This is a genomic window from Pseudomonas sp. Bc-h (assembly GCF_002080045.1).
Lineage (GTDB): Bacteria > Pseudomonadota > Gammaproteobacteria > Pseudomonadales > Pseudomonadaceae > Aquipseudomonas.
The window spans coordinates 244,873-261,575 of the sequence record NZ_MUIN01000009.1 but is presented as its reverse complement, the minus strand read 5'-3'; the positions used below and the strand labels follow the sequence as shown (position 1 = coordinate 261,575).

The following is a 16,703-nucleotide window of genomic DNA, read 5'->3' as shown; positions in this document are numbered from 1 at the left end:
GTCGTGACCTCCGGCGTCTCCCACAGGAATTGCGTCAGGACGGACAGCTGTGTTCGCTGTTGATCTTGATCTTGCTTCTATGTGCGCGCCAGTTCGGACGCCACAAATCGCGACTTGGGTGCAGGCTGAACGCAGGTGACGCGCAGTGGGCCGAGCGGCATGGATGCCGCGAGAGCCGCCCCCCGCCATGGATGGCGGATGGCGGCGTGCCCACGGAGCGTCGCCGGAGTGAGGGAACGACGACGAAGGAGTCGCCAAACCAGGAGCCAGGACACTTGGTTACTTGGTGTCTTTTCAAGTAACTCGCCGAAGGCGAAACAGGTCTGGCGTTAGCCAGATCCCCACCAGCCGCGCCGCAATTACGTGCCGTATCCAGATTTCCAGCTGTACACGGAACGCTGTGGGAGCTGCTGGAGCTGTGCGACAGCCCGGGCCGCGGTCGGACGATAGGGGCAGGTCAGTAGACAACTTCATCACTGACCCACCGCTTCGCTGCCGTCGCACAGCTCCGGCTTCTCCCACAGGGATCGTATCCGGACGACAGGTCACTGTTCGCTTTTGATCTTGCTTCTATGTGCGCGCCAGTTCGGACGCCACAAATCGCGACTTGGGTGCAGGCTGAACGCAGGTGACGTGGAGTGGGCCGAGCGGCATGGATGCCGCGAGAGCCGCCCCCCGCCATGGATGGCGGATGGCGGTGACGTGGAGTGGGCCGAGCGGCATGGATGCCGCGAGAGCCGCCCCCCGCCATGGATGGCGGATGGCGGCGTGCCCACGGAGCGTCGCCGGAGTGAGGGAACGCTGACGAAGGAAGCGCCAAACCAGGAGCAAGGACACTTGGTTACTTGGTGTCCTTTCAAGTAACTCGCCGAAGGCGAAACAGGTCTGGCGTTAGCCAGATCCCTATTGGCCGCGCCGCTATTACGTGGCGTATCCAGATTTCCAGCTGCACACGAAACCCTGTGTGAGACGCTGGAGCTTTGACAGGCCGGGCCGCGGTGGGACGATAGGGGTAGGTCAGGCGGCTCATCTGCAACCTGTGTGAGACGCTGGAGCTTTGACAGGCCGGGCCGCGGTGGGACGATAGGGGTAGGTCAGGCGGCTCATCTGCAACTGATAACCCGCTATCGTCCGAATCGCGGCCCGTACCGTCGTGACCTCCGACGTCTCCGACAGGAGTGGCGTCAACACTCCAGGCTCGTGTTCGCTTTGTGATGTGGCGCTTTGTGCGCGAACCCACCGGCAGGCCGTGCTGCCACAGGTGCGGCGCAACGTCTGAAGCAATGGTAGGCTCGCGTCTGTTTACCCCCACCCGTCATCGAACCCGTCCAGGAACCGTCCGGCCATGATGAAAACCACCCCCTATCCGCAGGGCGTCGATGTCCCGATCACCAGCAGCGCCATCTTCATGGTCGCGACCATTGCGCCGGGCGCTGAATCCGCCGACAAGGTAAAGGCATGGTGTGGTGATATTGCCGGGCGGGTGCGGGCGGTCGGCAAACGCGTGCCGGACGGCAACCTGTCCTGCGTCTGCGGTTTCAGTTTCAACGCCTGGGATGCGTTATTCGGCAGCACCCGACCGGCTTCTTTGCACAACTTCCGCGAGTTCGGGGTAGAAGGGCGCAAGGCCATCGCCACCCCCGGCGATATCCTGATGCACATTCGTGCCGACCGCATGGACCTGTGCTTCGAGCTGGCAACCCAGTTGCTGCTGCCGCTTGGCGACGCCGTTACCGTGGTCGAAGAAGTCCACGGCTTCCGCAATTTCGACATGCGCAGCATGGTCGGTTTCGTCGATGGCACCGAGAACCCGGTGGGCGATAGAGCCGTCGACGCCACCATCGTCGGCGACGAAGACCCGACCTTCGCGGGCGGCAGCTATGTGATCGTCCAGAAGTACCTGCACGATATGACCGCCTGGAACAAGCTGACGGTGGAACAGCAGGAGTTGGTCATCGGCCGCAAGAAACTCTCGGACATCGAGCTGGACGACTCGGTCAAGCCCAGCAACTCTCACAGCGCTCTGACGGTCATCGAGAAGGACGGCAAAGAGGTCAAGATTCTGCGCGACAACATGCCGTTCGGCCGACCGGGATCGGATGAATTTGGCACCTATTTCATCGGCTATGCACGCTCGCCCGAACCCTTGGAACAGATGCTGGAAAACATGTTCGTCGGGCGTCCGGTGGGTAATTACGACAGATTACTGGATTTCAGCAAGGCGGTCAGCGGCACGCTGTTCTTCGTGCCGTCGTTGGATTTTCTCGAGGAACTGGGCGATTGACCGCTGGCAGCGCTGATGCAGCGACTGCCACTCGGCTTCAGTTTTTCAGCTTCTCAGATCTGTTTTGTCTTCGCTGCCACACGGCAGCTTTTCTTTTTCCGGCGGATGAAATTCTCCAGTGAGGTCCAGCTCGTTCAGACGAGTAGTCAACGCCTGCTCCACGCCATTCACGGCGGTCTGGTCACTCAGGCTGTCGACCACCAGCCACAACCTTGGCAGGTTTTGAAAATACAGATCGTCGATTTCCACGTCTGTCGTCAGTTCGCGATCTACGCGCCACAAACACATGCGCTCGGCGGTTTCAGGGTCTTGCGGCCAGCGCTCGGAGGTCGTCAGCCAGACCTCGTGATAATCCTGAAGATCGAATTCCTTGAGTTTTTCCAGCGGGACAAAAGTATTCACTGCGTCACCTGTAAGCGAGTGGATTCCAAGAGACAGCGTGTTCGCTGTCCGTGCCTGCCCCCTGCATAAGCACCGTTCCAGAGGCGTACAGCTTATATGGCCGGGATTCGACGGCTGAGTTCCATGAATGTGTTAGCGAGTGGCCGCGACTGTTGCTATGTTTCTTTGACTCAAGAGGTCGCTTGTATTCCCGCTTTCAAGAAGGACGCCTGCCATGAACAAAGATATCGAACAGATCAAGGGCCAGTGTCATTGCGGCACGGTGCAATTCGAGGTGCGACTCACAAACGGGCTGCACTCGGCGCGGCGCTGCAATTGCTCCTATTGCCGGATGCGCGGGGCGGTGGTGGTCAGCGCGCAGCTGCAGGACTTGAAAATCACCTCGGGCGAGCAGGCCCTGACGCTCTATCAGTTCAACACCAAGGTCGCCAGGCACTGGTTCTGCTCGATCTGCGGCATCTACACCCACCACCAGCGCCGTTCCAGCCCCGATCAATACGGCATCAACGCCGCATGTCTGGACGGGATCAGTCCGTTCGATTTCGAGGACGTGCCGGTCAACGACGGCGTGCGCCATCCGATGGATCACAAAGAGCGGCCGGGCGACGGGTTGATCGGGACCCTGAAGTTCGTTCCCAGTGGGGAGTAAGCGGCGAGAAAAGGGGATACGGCAGTTTTGCGCGGGGCATCCGACGAAAACCGAGACTTGCGGCCAAAAAGCCGGATAATGGCCGCCAAATCGTTATCTCGCTTGTGGTACCCCCATGGAAATCAAGGTCAACTTTCTCGACAATCTGCGACTTGAAGCCAAGTTCGACGACTTCACGGTGATTGCCGATCAGCCCATTCGCTACAAGGGCGATGGATCGGCACCGGGGCCGTTCGATTACTTCCTGGCGTCGTCGGCGCTGTGCGCGGCGTACTTCGTGAAGCTGTACTGCGAAACGCGCAACATCTCCACCGACAACATTCGGCTGTCGCAGAACAACATCGTTGACCCTGAAAACCGCTACAACCAGATCTTCAAGATTCAGGTCGAATTGCCCGCCGACATCTCGGATAAAGACCGTCAGGGAATTCTGCGCTCCATCGACCGCTGCACGGTCAAGAAGGTGGTGCAGGCCGGCCCCGAGTTCGTGATCGAACAGGTGGAAAACCTCGACGCCGACGCCCAGGCCCTGTTGATGCTGGACTCGACCTCGGACGCCAGCACCTATATCGCCGGCAAGGATCTGCCGCTGGAGCAGACCATCGCCAACATGTCGGGGATTCTGGCGCGGCTGGGCATGAAGATCGAAATCGCCTCGTGGCGCAATATCGTGCCCAACGTCTGGTCGCTGCATATCCGCGATGCACATTCACCGATGTGCTTCACCAACGGCAAGGGCGCGACCAAGGAGAGCGCGCTGGCGTCGGCGCTGGGCGAATTCATCGAGCGACTGAACTGCAACTTCTTCTACAACGATCAGTTCTGGGGCGAAGACATCGCCAACGCCGAGTTCGTGCATTACCCGAACGAGCGCTGGTTCAAGCCGGGCGCAAAAGACGCGCTGCCGACTGAAATCCTCGACGAGTACTGCCTGAAGATCTACAACCGCGATGGCGAGCTGCTCGGCTCCCATCTATACGACACCAACTCCGGCAATACTCAGCGCGGCATCTGTTCGCTGCCGTTCGTACGTCAGTCGGATGGCGAGACGGTGTACTTCCCGTCGAACCTGATCGAAAACCTGTACTTGAGCAACGGCATGAGCGCCGGTAACACCCTGGCCGAAGCCCAGGTGCAGTGCCTGTCGGAGATCTTCGAGCGCGCGGTGAAGCGCGAAATCCTCGAAGGCGAAATCGCGCTGCCGGATGTACCCCAGGACGTGATCGCCAAGTACCCGGGCATTCTCGCCGGTATCCAGGGGCTGGAAGCGCAGGGTTTCCCGGTGCTGGTCAAGGATGCGTCGCTGGGCGGCGAATTCCCGGTGATGTGCGTGACCCTGATGAACCCGCGCACCGGTGGCGTGTTCGCCTCGTTCGGCGCGCACCCCAGCCTTGAAGTGGCGCTGGAACGCAGCCTCACCGAATTGCTCCAGGGCCGCAGTTTTGAAGGTCTGAACGACCTGCCGCAACCCACTTTCGAAGGTCAGGCGGTGATCGAGCCGAACAACTTCGTCGAGCACTTCATCGACTCCAGCGGCGTGGTGTCTTGGCGCTTTTTCAGCGCCAGGGCCGATTACGAGTTCGTCGAGTGGGATTTTTCCGGCCAGGGCGAAGACTCGAACGCTGATGAGGCCGCAACCCTGTTCGGCATCCTCGAAGACATGGGCAAGGAGGTGTACATGGCGGTGTACGACGACCTCGGCGCAACCGCCTGCCGGATACTGGTGCCGGACTATTCGGAGATCTATCCGGTCGACGACCTCATCTGGGACAACACCAACAAGGCCCTGCAATTTCGCGCCGACATCCTCAACCTGCACAACCTCAGTAAGGTCGGCCTCAGAACCCTGGCCAAGGGTCTGGAAGACAGCGAGCTCGACGACTACACCGACATCACCACGTTGATCGGTATCGAGTTCGACGACAATACCGCCTGGGGCCAACTGACGATTCTGGAACTCAGGCTGCAGATCTATCTCGCCCTGCAGAAGTACGACCAGGCCAAGGATCTGGTTGAAGCCTTCCTGCAGTACAACGACAACACTGTCGAGCGCGGCCTGTTTTATCAGGCAGTCAACGTGGTGCTGGAAACGGCGCTGGACGAGGATCTGGACCTGGCCGACTACGAAGTCAACTTCCGTCGCATGTTCGGCGACGAGCGCATGGACGCCGCCATCGGCTCGGTCAACGGCAGCGTACGTTTCTACGGCCTGACGCCGACCAGCATCAAACTCGAAGGCCTCGACCGCCACTTGCGTCTGGTCGAAAGCTACAAAAAGCTGCACAGCGCACGGGCGAAAGCGGCGGGTTTAGCCGGCTGATGGCAACAATCCGGCCGCGCGGTAACTGTCGATCAACGCGTCGAACAGCGCGATGTCTGCACGACTGCGCGCCATGAGCTGAGCGCCGGCGACTGCCGCGTAGATGGCTTTGGCGCGCGCCTCATTAGCTTGCGTCGTTTCCGGACAGGATGCGCAAAGCAGCTTGTTCAGCCACGCCACGTTAACGTCGGCGAAGGCCTGAACCTCGGTTTTCACCTCTTCCGGGAGGTCATCGAATTCGGCGCCGAGGAAACTCCCCAGACACAGGCGGTTTTCATTTTCCAGCGAAATGCGGAAGGTTTCCGGGTACCGGTGCAGGCATTGCAACGGGTCCGGTGTCTGCGCCTGCATAGCCTCCAGCACCGCTGCCGCGTCTTCCCAATAACGCCTGGCGACCGCTGCGCCAAGCTCGGCCTTGCTGCGAAAGTGGTAGTAGATGCTCGCACTCTTGATGCCGACATCTTCCCCCAGATCCCGAAAATTCAGGCCGTTGTAGCCATGGGCCTGCGCGGCTCTCTTGGCCGCAGTCAGGATCGCTTCCCGATTGTTTGAGCTCACGTCGCTGTCTCGCTGCTGCATTGGCTGGGCATCTTAAGCGAAAAAAACCGCTTGACCGGCAATTTTTTAACGCCTACCTTTTTACCTGTCAACTGGCAGGTAGGTAAATTCCATGCCTTCCATTACCCGTTCTTTGAACCTTTGAGGTTGTCCCATGATGAACATCTACGATTGGCACACTGGCCCATACCCAGCGCGTGTGCGCATTGCCTTGGCCGAGAAGAATCTGCAGTCGCAGGTTCGTTTCATATCGGTCGATCTGTGGAAGGGCGAGCACAAGCTCCCCGACTTTCTCGCCAGGAATTATTCCGGGACCCTACCGGTACTCGAACTGCCAGACGGCACCTTCCTCGCCGAATGCACGGCCATAACCCAGTACCTCGACACGCTGGATGGTGAGCCCACATTGACCGGCAGAACAGCGCTGGAGCAGGGCCTGATCCACATGATGAACAAACGCGCGGAGATCGAACTGCTCGATGCCGTCAGCGTGTATTTCCATCACGGCACGCCGGGCCTCGGGCCAGACGTCGAGCTGTACCAGAACCCGGAGTGGGGTTTCCGGCAACGCGACAAGGCAGTGCGGGGCATGCATTACTTCGATTCGGTACTGAGAACGCAGCCTTACATCGCCGGCGACAGTTTCTCGATGGCCGATATCACGGTGATTGGCGGGCTGATTTTTGCCGAACTCGTGGATTTGCCGATTCCTGCTGAATGCGAGGCGCTGCTGGCCTGGTACGCGCGGATGGAGGAACGGCCCAGCGTTCAGAACCGCGTGACGATGTCGATGCCATCGGCGGTGAATGCCTGAGTAAAAAAGGCGCTCTCAGGAGCGCCTTTGCCGTTTCAGTGATGCTTGAGTTGCCACCGGTCCGGCCCGTCCCCCGGGCGGTTGATGCTGATCCGACGGGCTTTCGACTCATCCGGCACGACGCGCAACAGAAAGATCATCAATAGCCCGCTTTCGAAGGTCGCGCCCTGGACTTCAATATGATCGGCGAGGTGGAACACCAGACGAAACGCGCCATGGGCGATGCCCTGATGCAGGTAGGTCACGCCGGCGTCGGTGTCCCGTTCCCCGCCGCAGACTGTCAGCACGCCTTTGTCGATCTGCAGGTCGAGATCGTCGGCGGACAGCCCGGCAGCGGCGACGACGATCCGGTAATGATCGTCGCCATAGCGTTCAACGTTATGCGGTGGATAGCAGCTGGCTTTTTCGCTGTGCAGGGCCGATTCGAAAAAATCGTTGAAACGGTCAAAACCTACCGATTGTCGGAACAGCGGTGCCAGTGAACTTGCAATAGCCATGTCAAAATCTCCTTGGCGGTGCGCAAGTGATCAAGACGCGAGTCGCTTTCGGCTCAGCACGCTAATGAGTAAGGCTCACCGGCGGGAAAACACAAGGGCGGTAACGAAATTTCGTAGTGGCGGCTGCGGATCACCGTGTCGCTTCGAAAATATCCAGGAAATCCTGCAGCGTGCTGTCCAGATACTTTCCGGCCCGATAGTCGGGCTTGAGTGCATCACCGCCGCCAATCACTTTCAGCGGTCTTTCGATGAAGCGCCCGACCGGCTGAAATTCATCGTCCAGCACCAGTGCGAACGGGATGGAAATGCGGTCCAGCTCCAGACGCTGCTTCAGTTCGTTCTCGGCACGTCCTTTGGTGATGATCGCCAGCTCGATGTTCGGTTGAAAGCGGTGCACAAAGTCCATGACGCTGACATTGATCTGGCAGTCCGGGCACCACATCTCACCGGCCACCAGCAGATGAAACCGGCCCTTTACATCGGCCAGACGTTGCAGGCTTTGCGGGGTAATGATTCCAGGCTCGGCCAGTTTTTCCTGAATCTGTCGAACGGCGGCGATCTCCGCCGACATGCCACGGCTGACGAACGACTTGAAGTCTTCGCCGAAGTCGAACAGTTGCTGGTAGGTGATCATGCTGATTGCTCTGTAAAAGATGGATGCCGCATCCCAGCAGAAATGTCGGGGGGCGGCAACTGTCGTTGCGCAGTCAGTCGAATGTAGCGGCCTCATCGCGACCGTCGTTCCTCCTGTTGCTCCCACAGAGGTCGTGGCGAGGCCACCTCCGTGGGGTGAACGTGCGGTTTCACTGTCGTGCGCCGGGTGCTCTGGCGTAATGTGGCTTTCGCTTTCGGGTGCTCGACACATTCTCCAATCAAGGAACCAGGGTCATGAACAGCGTTGACGCAAAGGTTGTGCTGGTAACAGGCGGGTCCAAGGGCATCGGTCTGGCGTGTGCCCGACAGTTCGTGGCAGAAGGGGCGCGGGTGGTGATCAGCTCGCGCGCGCAGGCCAACATCGAGGCCGCGCTGGCAGAACTTCCGGGCGCGGTCGGCTTTGCTGCCGATCTGTGTGACGAAGAGTCCGCCGCCGCATTGGTGCAGCGCGTCGAGCAGGAAGTCGGCCCGATCGAGGTGCTGGTCAACTCGGCGGGCGCGGCCAGACGCTCGCCGCCCGAAGACCTCACTCCGGCATTTTGGCGCGCCGCGATGGACGCCAAGTTTTTCTCGACGATCAATGTCCTCGACCCGGCTGTGAAACTCATGGCGGCGCGCGGGCGCGGCGTGGTGGTCAACATCATCGGATCCGGCGGCAAGGTGGCCAAGCCGATTCATCTGGCCGGTGGGTCGGCCAATGCAGCGCTGATGCTGGCAACGGCCGGGCTGGGTAACGCCTACGCGGGTTCGGGGGTGAGGGTGGTGGGGATCAATCCGGGCCTGACCGAGACCGGCCGCGTCGCCGAGGGCATGGCCGCCGATGCGCGACACTCGGGGATTTCAGTCGACGCCGCCGTTGAGCGCAGCGTCCAGAAAATCCCCATGGGACGGATGGCCAGGCCTGAAGAAATCGCCGATCTGGTGCTGTTTCTGGCGTCGGACAAAGCCAGCTACATCACCGCCACCACGATCACGATGGACGGTGCGGAAACGCCGTTGGTGTAGTTGTGGCGAAGCGTCGGGTGGCACGCCCCGCGCTCGGCTTACACCTTCGACACATGTCGAGCGTGACCGCTGAGCGCGGGCTTGGAGCAGCGCCGCAGCGGTCCTTTGAGAACACATATCGACTGTCCGGGGCGGACCCACTCACTACTGCTGACCGATGGATGTGCAGCTTGAGGTCAGTCCACCATTGATAAGCGATTCACATCAATCGATGAAAACTTAGCAATTAACGTTTCAAGGTGTGTCAATCACAATCTCCGGCGACAAGCGCTAATAAGCACATCAATAAGATCGCTGGAGAACAATCATGCATGGCTCACCCCATCTGCGGGCGACATCCGCCAAAGCCCGCGCCGGAGCGGTATTCCGGGTGACATCGGGCAACTTCCTCGAACAATTCGATTTCTTCCTTTTCGGCTTTTACGCCACCCAGATTGCCGCCGCCTTCTTTCCCGCCTCAAGTGAATTCGCGTCATTGATGATGACGTTCGCAGTCTTTGGCGCGGGCTTCCTCATGCGCCCCCTGGGGGCGGTGATTCTTGGCGCCTACATCGACGACGTCGGGCGGCGTAAAGGCTTGATCGTGACATTGTCGATCATGGCCAGCGGTACGCTGTTGATCGTTCTGGTGCCTGGCTACGCCAGTATCGGGCTGTGGGCTCCGGCCCTTGTGCTGCTGGGGCGCCTGTTACAGGGGTTCTCCGCCGGCGCGGAGTTGGGCGGTGTCTCAGTGTACCTGGCGGAGATGGCGACTCCTGGGCGCAAGGGTTTCTATACCAGTTGGCAATCCGGCAGCCAGCAGGTGGCAATCGTTGTCGCGGCAGGGTTGGGGTTCGCGCTGAACCAGTGGATGGCGCCTGCAACGGTGGCCGACTGGGGCTGGAGGATTCCGTTCGCCATTGGCTGCCTGATCATCCCGTTCATTTTCATCTTGCGCCGTAGCCTGCAAGAGACCGAAGCGTTCGCTACCCGTTCTCACCGTCCCACCATGAAAGAGGTCTTCGCGACCCTGTTGCAGAACTGGCGAGTGGTGGTCGCCGGGATGTTGATGGTGGCGATGACGACCACGGCGTTCTATCTCATCACAGTCTATGCACCGACCTTCGGCAAGACGGTGTTGAATCTGAGCACTTCCGATGCATTGCTTGTGACCTTGCTCGTAGGTGTCTCGAATTTTTTCTGGCTGCCGATCGGCGGGGCGCTCAGTGACCGTTTTGGCCGCAAGTCGTTGCTGGTAACGATGACCCTCTTGACCATCATCAGCGCTTATCCGGCGCTGTCGTTTCTGGCTCAGGCACCCAGCTTCGCTCACATGCTGGAAGCGCTGCTCTGGTTTTCATTTCTGTACGGCTTGTACAACGGGGCGATGATTCCTGCGTTGACCGAAATCATGCCGGTGGAGGTGCGAGTCGCGGGATTTTCATTGGCCTACAGCCTGGCGACGGCTGTGTTCGGCGGTTTCACGCCTGCGATATCCACCTGGCTGATCCATCTCACCGGTGACAAAGCCGCTCCCGCGTACTGGATGACATTCGCTGCGGTCTGTGCGCTGGCTGCGACGCTGGTCCTGTACAGGCACATTTCAGTCCGTCCCCAGTTGGCCGTATAAACAAGGAAACGACAATGACATCGCTCTATAAAACTTCTCTGGCAGGCTTGTTTTTAAGTTGCGCGGCGCTGAGCGCCACTGCCCAGGCAGAGGAACTCAACGTCATGACATCCGGCGGGTTCACGGCAGCCTACAAGCTGCTGGGGCCAGAGTACGCCGCTTCCTCTGGGGATACGTTGACTACCATTCTGGGGCCCTCCATGGGCAAGGCCACTGAGGCCATCCCGAACCGCCTGGCGCGTGGGGAACGGGCTGACGTGGTGATCATGGTGGGCTACGCGCTCGATGAGCTGATCAAGCAAGGCAAGGTGGATCCCGCATCCCGTGTGGAGCTGGCGGATTCGCGGATCGGTATGGTCGTCAGACAAGGCGCCGCCAAACCCTCGATCAGCACCGACGCCGAGCTCAGACATACGTTGCTCAACGCCCGGTCGGTGGCTTACTCCGACAGCGCCAGTGGCGTGTATATCGAGAAAGAACTGTTCAAGAAACTGGGCATCCAGCAACAGCTTGTGCCCAAAAGCAAGATGATCGAACGTATCCCGGTCGCCTCCGCGGTCGCCAAAGGCGACTACGAATTGGGCTTTCAGCAGGTTGCCGAGTTGCTGCCGATTCCGGGTGTGACCTTCGTTGCAAAAATTCCTGAGGATGTTCAGTCAGTGACGCGATACGCAGCGGGTATCCCCGTCAATGCCGAGCATCCGAAACAGGCAAAGGCACTGCTCGACTACATGGCCTCGCCCAAGGCACAAGCTGCGGTCCAGTCAACCGGGCTGGACTCAGTGGCGCGCTGACGGAATCGGAAGCTCTCTTACCAGGCGTTCCAACTCAAGCGCGGCGGGCGTCAGCGTACGCCCTCGACGCTTGAGCAAACCCACGTTGCGAATCACTTGCGGATCAACCAATGGCACGCTTGCCAAAATGGGGTGAGGGGTCATTGGCATCGCAATTGATGGAACCGCTGCCACGCCAAGTCCTGCTTCTACCAGGCCGATCATCGTCGTGACGTGCCGGGTTTCGCACATACTCGGTTTGTCGGATGGCATGCGTACAAGAGCCTGGTCCAGCACCAGGCGGTTGCCCGATGTTTTATCCAGCGAGACATAGTCGTATTCGTACATTTCCTCCCAGGTCACGCTTTCGCGTGTAGCCAGCGGATGGTCATGGCGGCAGGCGAGGACGAAGCGTTCCTGCAGCAGTAATTCAAATTCGACCTCCGGCGCCAGGTTACCGCTGAAACTGACGCCGAAATCAGCCTCCCCGAGCGCCACGGCGCTATTGACCTCGTTCGCGCTCGCATCCAGCAGTTTGACTCTGATCTTCGGATAGCGTTGGTGGAGCGCGCTGATGACTTTGGGCATGAAGTAATACGCCGCTGACGGCACGCAGGCCACCGTGATGCTCCCCATCCGGGTGGAGCCGACGTCACCGATGGTCATCAAGGCAATATCAAGGTCGTCGAGCAGTCGTTCAACCTGAGGCAGGAACGCTCGGCCCACGGTAGTCAAGCTGACCTTGCGCGTGGTGCGCTCGAAGAGCTTTACATTCAGCGCCGTTTCCAGCTTTTCGATGCGTCGGCTAAGGGCAGGCTGGGTAATCTGCACGGCCTCGGCTGCTTTGCGGAAACTGCCGTTTTCGACGACGGCGCGGAAGGCCTGGAGGTCGTTGAGATCGAAGTGGATGGACATTGCAGCGCCAGGTCATTGATAGGATATGAACATTAATCCCGATGATAGCAATTGCTGAAAACATCGTCCTGACATAGCGACACACCTGACAGCGTTGCGTGTTGAGCTGTGCGTGTTGTGGCACTCAGTTGATAAAGAGGGCAGGTCATCGGCATCTGGCACGAAAGGGGACGGGTGCCAGATGCCGATTCAGACAGCAGATTCGTGATGTTTAAACCGGGGTGACCACTACTGCAGGGCGTGACCTCAACGCGTAGCGAGCCGTCCCGAAGCTCAGCGCCCCACCCAGCAGCAACATGAAAAAGGTGCCCCATGCAGCCTTGGAGACTTGTCTGGCTGCGACGTCCGCTGCTTCGCGGGCCTGCTGTTCGGCCTGTTGTTTCAGCTGACTGACCTTCGCTGCGGCTTCCTGATAGGCGCGGGCATAGTTATCGACGATCTGGCGGGCTTCATCCTGACTTTTACCAGTGCGAGCCGCGACGATGTTGACCAGCGCGTCCTTGTCCGCTGCATTAAGCGCAGGTTCTCCGGCTTTCTGGATGCGATCGAACCACTGCTTGAGCTGGTCGCCGGCCTGGGTCGGGTCAGTGGATGCCTCGGTCGCCGCCTGCTTGGCATCGGCCCCGGCAGCGTCGGTTTTCTGGTCAAGCTTCGAGGGATCGAGCTCCTGTTTGCCGGACTGCTTGAGGGTGGTGTCCAGCTGTGATTTCAGGCTGTCCCAATCCAGGCTGATGCCGTTTTTGTCCAGTTGCTGCTTGATCGTCTGACCAACACCGGGGGCTGCGGCGGCCACACCATCGGCTGCCAGCGAAAGCCCCTTGCCGGCGATGTTGCCCGCTGTGCCCACCAGCGAACCCGCCAATGAAGCCAGCAGCCAGGTGGTGAGCAGCGTGCTTACTGTCCAGCTCAGCAGGCCGTGCAAGCCGCCGCGATCTGGCGCAGTGCGCCCGGATACCCATGCGCCGACGCCGATCGCCAGCAGCGTACTCACGAAGAGCCAGACACCGGCGCCGGTGCCGAATCCTTGCAGCGAATTGCCTTGCGCCAACGGGTTGATCGCCCCGGCGCCAATTGCCGTGCCCAGCACGCTCAAGACCAGGTAGGTCACCAGCGTGATGGCGGCGCCGGCAAAGACCGAACTCCAGGACACCCTGAACGGGGAGGCGGGATTGACGGCAGTGGAGGTTACGTAAGTTGAAGTCATAAGCGGTTCCTCTCGTGCAAGGGCCGTGCACCCCCTGCATTGGTTTGTATGAATCACTCAGGGGAGTCACTCATCTCGTCTTTTGCGACGTAGTACCAGTGTGGTGAGGTGCACGGGACGTGTAATGGCGCATTTGCACCCCTTGCGCTGGTGCATTCGCACCGACTCTTGCAGCGCTTGCTGCACTAAGCTCTGTGCGGCGAGTCCGAAGATCTGCCGTGCCCGAATAATCGGATTCAGCATCGGCCCGCAAACGCCAGGAGATGACACGACAGATGCTGTGCTTGCTCGAGAAACCAACCGTCGTCAGTTGCAGCAGATCATTTCCGGCTTGTCAGACGGGGTCATCCTGGTCGAGAACGATCAGACCATCATCTGGGCCAACGAAGCGGCTCTGCTCATGCACGGTGTCGACGAAGTGGGCGAGCTGGGGGCGAATGGCGATGAGTATCGCGAACGGTTTTCCCTGCGCTATCGCAATAACCATCCGCTGGACGCCGACCAGTACCCGATCAGCCGCGTGGCATCAGGCGAAGTGTTCAGCGACGTTCTCGTCGATGTCAGCCGGGTAGGGGATGAGGACGATCGCAGCCGGGTTCATCGTGTGCGCAGCATGGTGCTGGAAGACAGCAGCGGGGAGGCGGAGTCGCTGGTGTTGATCATGGCTGACGCCACGCAATGGGCGAGCGCCGAGCAACGATTCGAGAAGACCTTCAACGCCAATCCCGCGCCTGCCGTGATCTGCCGCCTGAGCGATCTGCGCTTCATCAAGGTCAATCAGGGATTTCTCGAGATGACCGGCCATTCCCGGGAAAACGTCATCGGCCGTTCGGTGTACGAGGTCGATGTGCTGGAAAACGCCGAGCGCAAGGACCTGGCTATCGAGCGGCTGAACGAGGGGGCGACCATTCCACAGATGCAGGCCGAGCTGAAAATGCCCGAGGGCGGCACCAAGCTGGTCATCGTGGCGGGGCAACCTCTGGACATGAACGAGGAGGACTGCATGCTGTTCTCCTTCATCGATCTGGAAACCCGGCGCAAGGCCGAAACCGCGTTGCGCCAGAGCGAAGAACGCTTCGCCAAGACGTTCAAGCTGACGCCGGTGCCGATCATGGTGTGCACCGCGGACAGGCAGCAGATTGTCGATGCCAATGAAGCCTTCTTCGTAACCCTGGGTTACACCACGATGGAGCTGATCGGCAAAACCGTGCTCGAGATCGATTTCCTTCAGCAAGACAAGGTCGCTGCGCAACTCTTCGATGTGCTGGAGAAGACCGGCCGCATCGATGGCATGGATTTCAAGGTTCGCAAGAAAGGCGGCGATGTCATGGACTGCGTTCTCGCTGCCGATACGGTGACCATTCAAGATGCGGCGTGCTACCTCTTCGTGTTCATGGACATCAGCGAGCGCAAGCGATCGGAGCTTGAGCTGGTGGAAGCCATCGAGGCCGTGATGAAAGATGCCTCCTGGTTCAGCCAGACGCTGATCGAAAAGCTGGCGAACGCGAAGCGCGTCAACACCCGGAGCCTGCCCAGTGCGTCATTCACTGATCTGACCGCTCGGGAGCGAGATGTCCTGGGTCTGATCTGCGAGGGTCTGGCGGACAAGGAAATCGCCTCCCGCTTGAATCTCGCGCTCAACACGATCCGAAACCATGTGGCCACGGTGTATTCGAAGCTGGATGTCCACAGCAGGGCAGAGGCGATCGTCTGGGCTCGCGAACGTCACCTCTTTGCTCATCAAGGGTCAGGCAAGCGCTGACTCAGGTTCAAAGACAATTCGTGATGTTTAGGCTCAGTATCCGTGCAGATTCGTTACTGAGCCTGTTCAGGATCAAACCGGTAGCGCATCAACCCCTTCCACCAGCAGCATCCGGTACTCCGCACCCTTGAAACGGTGCTGGCGCGCTTCGGTATACGCAGGGCTGTCGTACCAGGCGCGTGCGGCGGCCATGTCGGGGAAGCGCAGGACCGCGACCCCTTCGGCCGATGGACCTTCCAGCACATCAAGTTGGCCGTAGAACGCCAGGCGGGTGATGTCGTGGCCGGTGCGGGCGGCGGGTGCGGTTTCTGCGTAGCGCTGCATTTCTGCGGCGTCGGTGGTTTTCTCGCGGATGAAAATGACGTAAGCGGACATGTGTGCTCCTCGGGTTAACTCAAGAAAATAGTGGTTCGGTGTCAAGGGTGATACGGGGCAATCAGATTCTGTCGCAGTCCGGCCGGGCGGCGTTCCGTTTGCCGGCGGTAGCGATTTCAAGGGCGCCGCCGCCGGCAAGCCGGGCTGCTAGAGGTCAATCTGTCTGGTGGATCTCAGCGCAGCGCCTCGACGATCACTTTCGCCAGTGCGCCACCGGACGCCGGATTCTGGCCGGTCATCAGGCGACCGTCGACCACTACCTTTTCCTGCCACACGTCGGCTGAGGAGTATTCAGCGCCTTCAGCACGCAAAGCGGTTTCCAGCAGGAAGGGCACGTCGTCCTGGGCGTAGCCCAATTCTTCGTCATTCGAGAACCCGGTCAGCTTGCGACCCTGGACCAGCGGCGTGCCGTCCTCCAGCTTCGCACCCAGCAGCGCGGCAGGGCCGTGGCACACCGCAGCGACGATCTTGCCGCCGTTCCAGGCGCGTTCCACGACACGCTGGATTTGCGGGTTGTTGGCGATGTCGACCATCGGGCCCAGCCCCCCTGGAAAGAAAACCGCGTCGTAGTCCAGCACATCGACTTCCGACAGCTTGCGGCTGCGGGACATGCGGCGGATCGCGGAGCTGTTGCGGAAGGCCAGTTGCGCCGGATCGGTTTCGTCGTAGCCGTCTTCCGGCGGGGTGCCGCCCAGCAGCGAGGCATATTCCACCGCGACGCCCGCTTCTGCGAACACTTCATACGGGTGGGCGACTTCAGGGAAGAAATAGCCGGTGCTGCGCTGGTTAGGGCCGATGTGTGCAGTGTTGGTCAGAACGAACAGTACGTGTTTGATGCTCATGACGAATGCCTCTCAGTGGGTGCGTTTAGTGTGGCGATTT

At 59.9% G+C, this 16,703-nt stretch carries 16 protein-coding genes; 8 read left to right on the top strand and 8 right to left on the bottom strand.

What is annotated here, in order from left to right; genetic code table 11:
* The first annotated feature begins 1,345 nt into the window (after window positions 1-1,345).
* Window positions 1,346-2,284 carry a Dyp-type peroxidase gene (locus tag BWR59_RS17795; protein ID WP_081566948.1) on the top strand — a complete coding sequence of 313 codons (939 nt, stop codon included), beginning with the start codon at window positions 1,346-1,348 and terminating at the stop codon, window positions 2,282-2,284.
* Window positions 2,285-2,329: 45 nt separating this feature from the next.
* Here the strand turns inward: BWR59_RS17795 and BWR59_RS17790 are convergent, their stop codons facing one another.
* On the bottom strand, window positions 2,330-2,686 hold the full coding sequence (locus tag BWR59_RS17790; RefSeq protein WP_081566947.1) for a hypothetical protein: 357 nt from the start codon (window positions 2,684-2,686) through the stop codon (window positions 2,330-2,332).
* A 214-nt stretch (window positions 2,687-2,900) separates the two neighbouring features.
* On the opposite strand from BWR59_RS17790, the gene BWR59_RS17785 reads away from it, so the two are divergent.
* Both BWR59_RS17785 and BWR59_RS17780 read left to right on the top strand, forming a co-directional pair.
* Window positions 2,901-3,335 carry a GFA family protein gene (locus BWR59_RS17785; protein ID WP_081566946.1) on the top strand — a complete coding sequence of 145 codons (435 nt, stop codon included), beginning with the start codon at window positions 2,901-2,903 and terminating at the stop codon, window positions 3,333-3,335.
* Between the two features lie 115 nt (window positions 3,336-3,450).
* Window positions 3,451-5,655: an OsmC domain/YcaO domain-containing protein gene (locus BWR59_RS17780; protein ID WP_081566945.1), complete on the top strand. Its 2,205-nt coding sequence runs from the start codon at window positions 3,451-3,453 to the stop codon at window positions 5,653-5,655.
* On the opposite strand, the gene BWR59_RS17775 is transcribed toward BWR59_RS17780, so the two are convergent.
* Window positions 5,644-6,213, bottom strand: a complete 570-nt coding sequence (locus BWR59_RS17775) for a TetR/AcrR family transcriptional regulator (protein WP_081567176.1) — start codon at window positions 6,211-6,213, stop codon at window positions 5,644-5,646. The genes BWR59_RS17780 and BWR59_RS17775 overlap by 12 nt on opposite strands.
* Window positions 6,214-6,370: 157 nt before the next feature.
* Here BWR59_RS17775 and BWR59_RS17770 point away from each other — a divergent pair, with 157 nt between their 5' ends.
* Window positions 6,371-7,027 carry a glutathione S-transferase gene (locus tag BWR59_RS17770; protein ID WP_081567175.1) on the top strand — a complete coding sequence of 219 codons (657 nt, stop codon included), beginning with the start codon at window positions 6,371-6,373 and terminating at the stop codon, window positions 7,025-7,027.
* A 35-nt stretch (window positions 7,028-7,062) separates the two neighbouring features.
* Here the strand turns inward: BWR59_RS17770 and BWR59_RS17765 are convergent, their stop codons facing one another.
* Both BWR59_RS17765 and BWR59_RS17760 read right to left on the bottom strand, forming a co-directional pair.
* Window positions 7,063-7,524: an Hsp20 family protein gene (locus tag BWR59_RS17765; protein ID WP_081566944.1), complete on the bottom strand. Its 462-nt coding sequence runs from the start codon at window positions 7,522-7,524 to the stop codon at window positions 7,063-7,065.
* Between the two features lie 130 nt (window positions 7,525-7,654).
* Window positions 7,655-8,158 carry a thioredoxin family protein gene (locus tag BWR59_RS17760; protein ID WP_081566943.1) on the bottom strand — a complete coding sequence of 168 codons (504 nt, stop codon included), beginning with the start codon at window positions 8,156-8,158 and terminating at the stop codon, window positions 7,655-7,657.
* Window positions 8,159-8,412: 254 nt separating this feature from the next.
* On the opposite strand from BWR59_RS17760, the gene BWR59_RS17755 reads away from it, so the two are divergent.
* From BWR59_RS17755 to BWR59_RS17745, 3 genes are all read left to right on the top strand, one after another.
* Window positions 8,413-9,183: an SDR family oxidoreductase gene (locus BWR59_RS17755; RefSeq protein ID WP_081566942.1), complete on the top strand. Its 771-nt coding sequence runs from the start codon at window positions 8,413-8,415 to the stop codon at window positions 9,181-9,183.
* Window positions 9,184-9,490: 307 nt separating this feature from the next.
* Window positions 9,491-10,792 (top strand): MFS transporter, encoded by a 1,302-nt coding sequence (locus tag BWR59_RS17750; RefSeq protein ID WP_081566941.1) that lies wholly within the window; start codon window positions 9,491-9,493, stop codon window positions 10,790-10,792.
* Window positions 10,793-10,806: 14 nt separating this feature from the next.
* The gene (locus tag BWR59_RS17745; RefSeq protein ID WP_081566940.1) at window positions 10,807-11,586 is read left to right on the top strand and encodes a substrate-binding domain-containing protein; all 780 of its coding nucleotides are present in this window, start codon (window positions 10,807-10,809) and stop codon (window positions 11,584-11,586) included.
* Here the strand turns inward: BWR59_RS17745 and BWR59_RS17740 are convergent.
* Both BWR59_RS17740 and BWR59_RS17735 read right to left on the bottom strand, forming a co-directional pair.
* Window positions 11,572-12,480 (bottom strand): LysR family transcriptional regulator, encoded by a 909-nt coding sequence (locus BWR59_RS17740; protein ID WP_081566939.1) that lies wholly within the window; start codon window positions 12,478-12,480, stop codon window positions 11,572-11,574. The genes BWR59_RS17745 and BWR59_RS17740 overlap by 15 nt on opposite strands.
* A gap of 211 nt (window positions 12,481-12,691) precedes the next feature.
* Window positions 12,692-13,684 (bottom strand): hypothetical protein, encoded by a 993-nt coding sequence (locus BWR59_RS17735; protein WP_081566938.1) that lies wholly within the window; start codon window positions 13,682-13,684, stop codon window positions 12,692-12,694.
* A gap of 280 nt (window positions 13,685-13,964) precedes the next feature.
* Between BWR59_RS17735 and BWR59_RS17730 the strand changes: the two genes are divergently transcribed.
* On the top strand, window positions 13,965-15,446 hold the full coding sequence (locus BWR59_RS17730; RefSeq protein WP_230982038.1) for a helix-turn-helix transcriptional regulator: 1,482 nt from the start codon (window positions 13,965-13,967) through the stop codon (window positions 15,444-15,446).
* A gap of 72 nt (window positions 15,447-15,518) precedes the next feature.
* Here the strand turns inward: BWR59_RS17730 and BWR59_RS17725 are convergent, their stop codons facing one another.
* A complete protein-coding gene (locus tag BWR59_RS17725; protein ID WP_081566936.1) occupies window positions 15,519-15,821 on the bottom strand; it encodes a DUF1330 domain-containing protein in 303 nt (100 codons plus the stop codon).
* Between the two features lie 173 nt (window positions 15,822-15,994).
* Window positions 15,995-16,663: a type 1 glutamine amidotransferase domain-containing protein gene (locus BWR59_RS17720; protein WP_081566935.1), complete on the bottom strand. Its 669-nt coding sequence runs from the start codon at window positions 16,661-16,663 to the stop codon at window positions 15,995-15,997.
* Window positions 16,664-16,703: the final 40 nt, after the last annotated feature.

Coding starts and splice junctions, on each gene's coding strand:
- BWR59_RS17780 (WP_081566945.1), top strand. CDS start 3,451: ATGGAAATCAAGGTCAACTTTCTCGACAATCTGCGACTTGAAGCCAAG.
- BWR59_RS17720 (WP_081566935.1), bottom strand. CDS start 16,663: ATGAGCATCAAACACGTACTGTTCGTTCTGACCAACACTGCACACATC.
- BWR59_RS17760 (WP_081566943.1), bottom strand. CDS start 8,158: ATGATCACCTACCAGCAACTGTTCGACTTCGGCGAAGACTTCAAGTCG.
- BWR59_RS17755 (WP_081566942.1), top strand. CDS start 8,413: ATGAACAGCGTTGACGCAAAGGTTGTGCTGGTAACAGGCGGGTCCAAG.
- BWR59_RS17765 (WP_081566944.1), bottom strand. CDS start 7,524: ATGGCTATTGCAAGTTCACTGGCACCGCTGTTCCGACAATCGGTAGGT.
- BWR59_RS17785 (WP_081566946.1), top strand. CDS start 2,901: ATGAACAAAGATATCGAACAGATCAAGGGCCAGTGTCATTGCGGCACG.
- BWR59_RS17745 (WP_081566940.1), top strand. CDS start 10,807: ATGACATCGCTCTATAAAACTTCTCTGGCAGGCTTGTTTTTAAGTTGC.
- BWR59_RS17770 (WP_081567175.1), top strand. CDS start 6,371: ATGAACATCTACGATTGGCACACTGGCCCATACCCAGCGCGTGTGCGC.
- BWR59_RS17740 (WP_081566939.1), bottom strand. CDS start 12,480: ATGTCCATCCACTTCGATCTCAACGACCTCCAGGCCTTCCGCGCCGTC.
- BWR59_RS17735 (WP_081566938.1), bottom strand. CDS start 13,684: ATGACTTCAACTTACGTAACCTCCACTGCCGTCAATCCCGCCTCCCCG.
- BWR59_RS17795 (WP_081566948.1), top strand. CDS start 1,346: ATGATGAAAACCACCCCCTATCCGCAGGGCGTCGATGTCCCGATCACC.
- BWR59_RS17725 (WP_081566936.1), bottom strand. CDS start 15,821: ATGTCCGCTTACGTCATTTTCATCCGCGAGAAAACCACCGACGCCGCA.
- BWR59_RS17750 (WP_081566941.1), top strand. CDS start 9,491: ATGCATGGCTCACCCCATCTGCGGGCGACATCCGCCAAAGCCCGCGCC.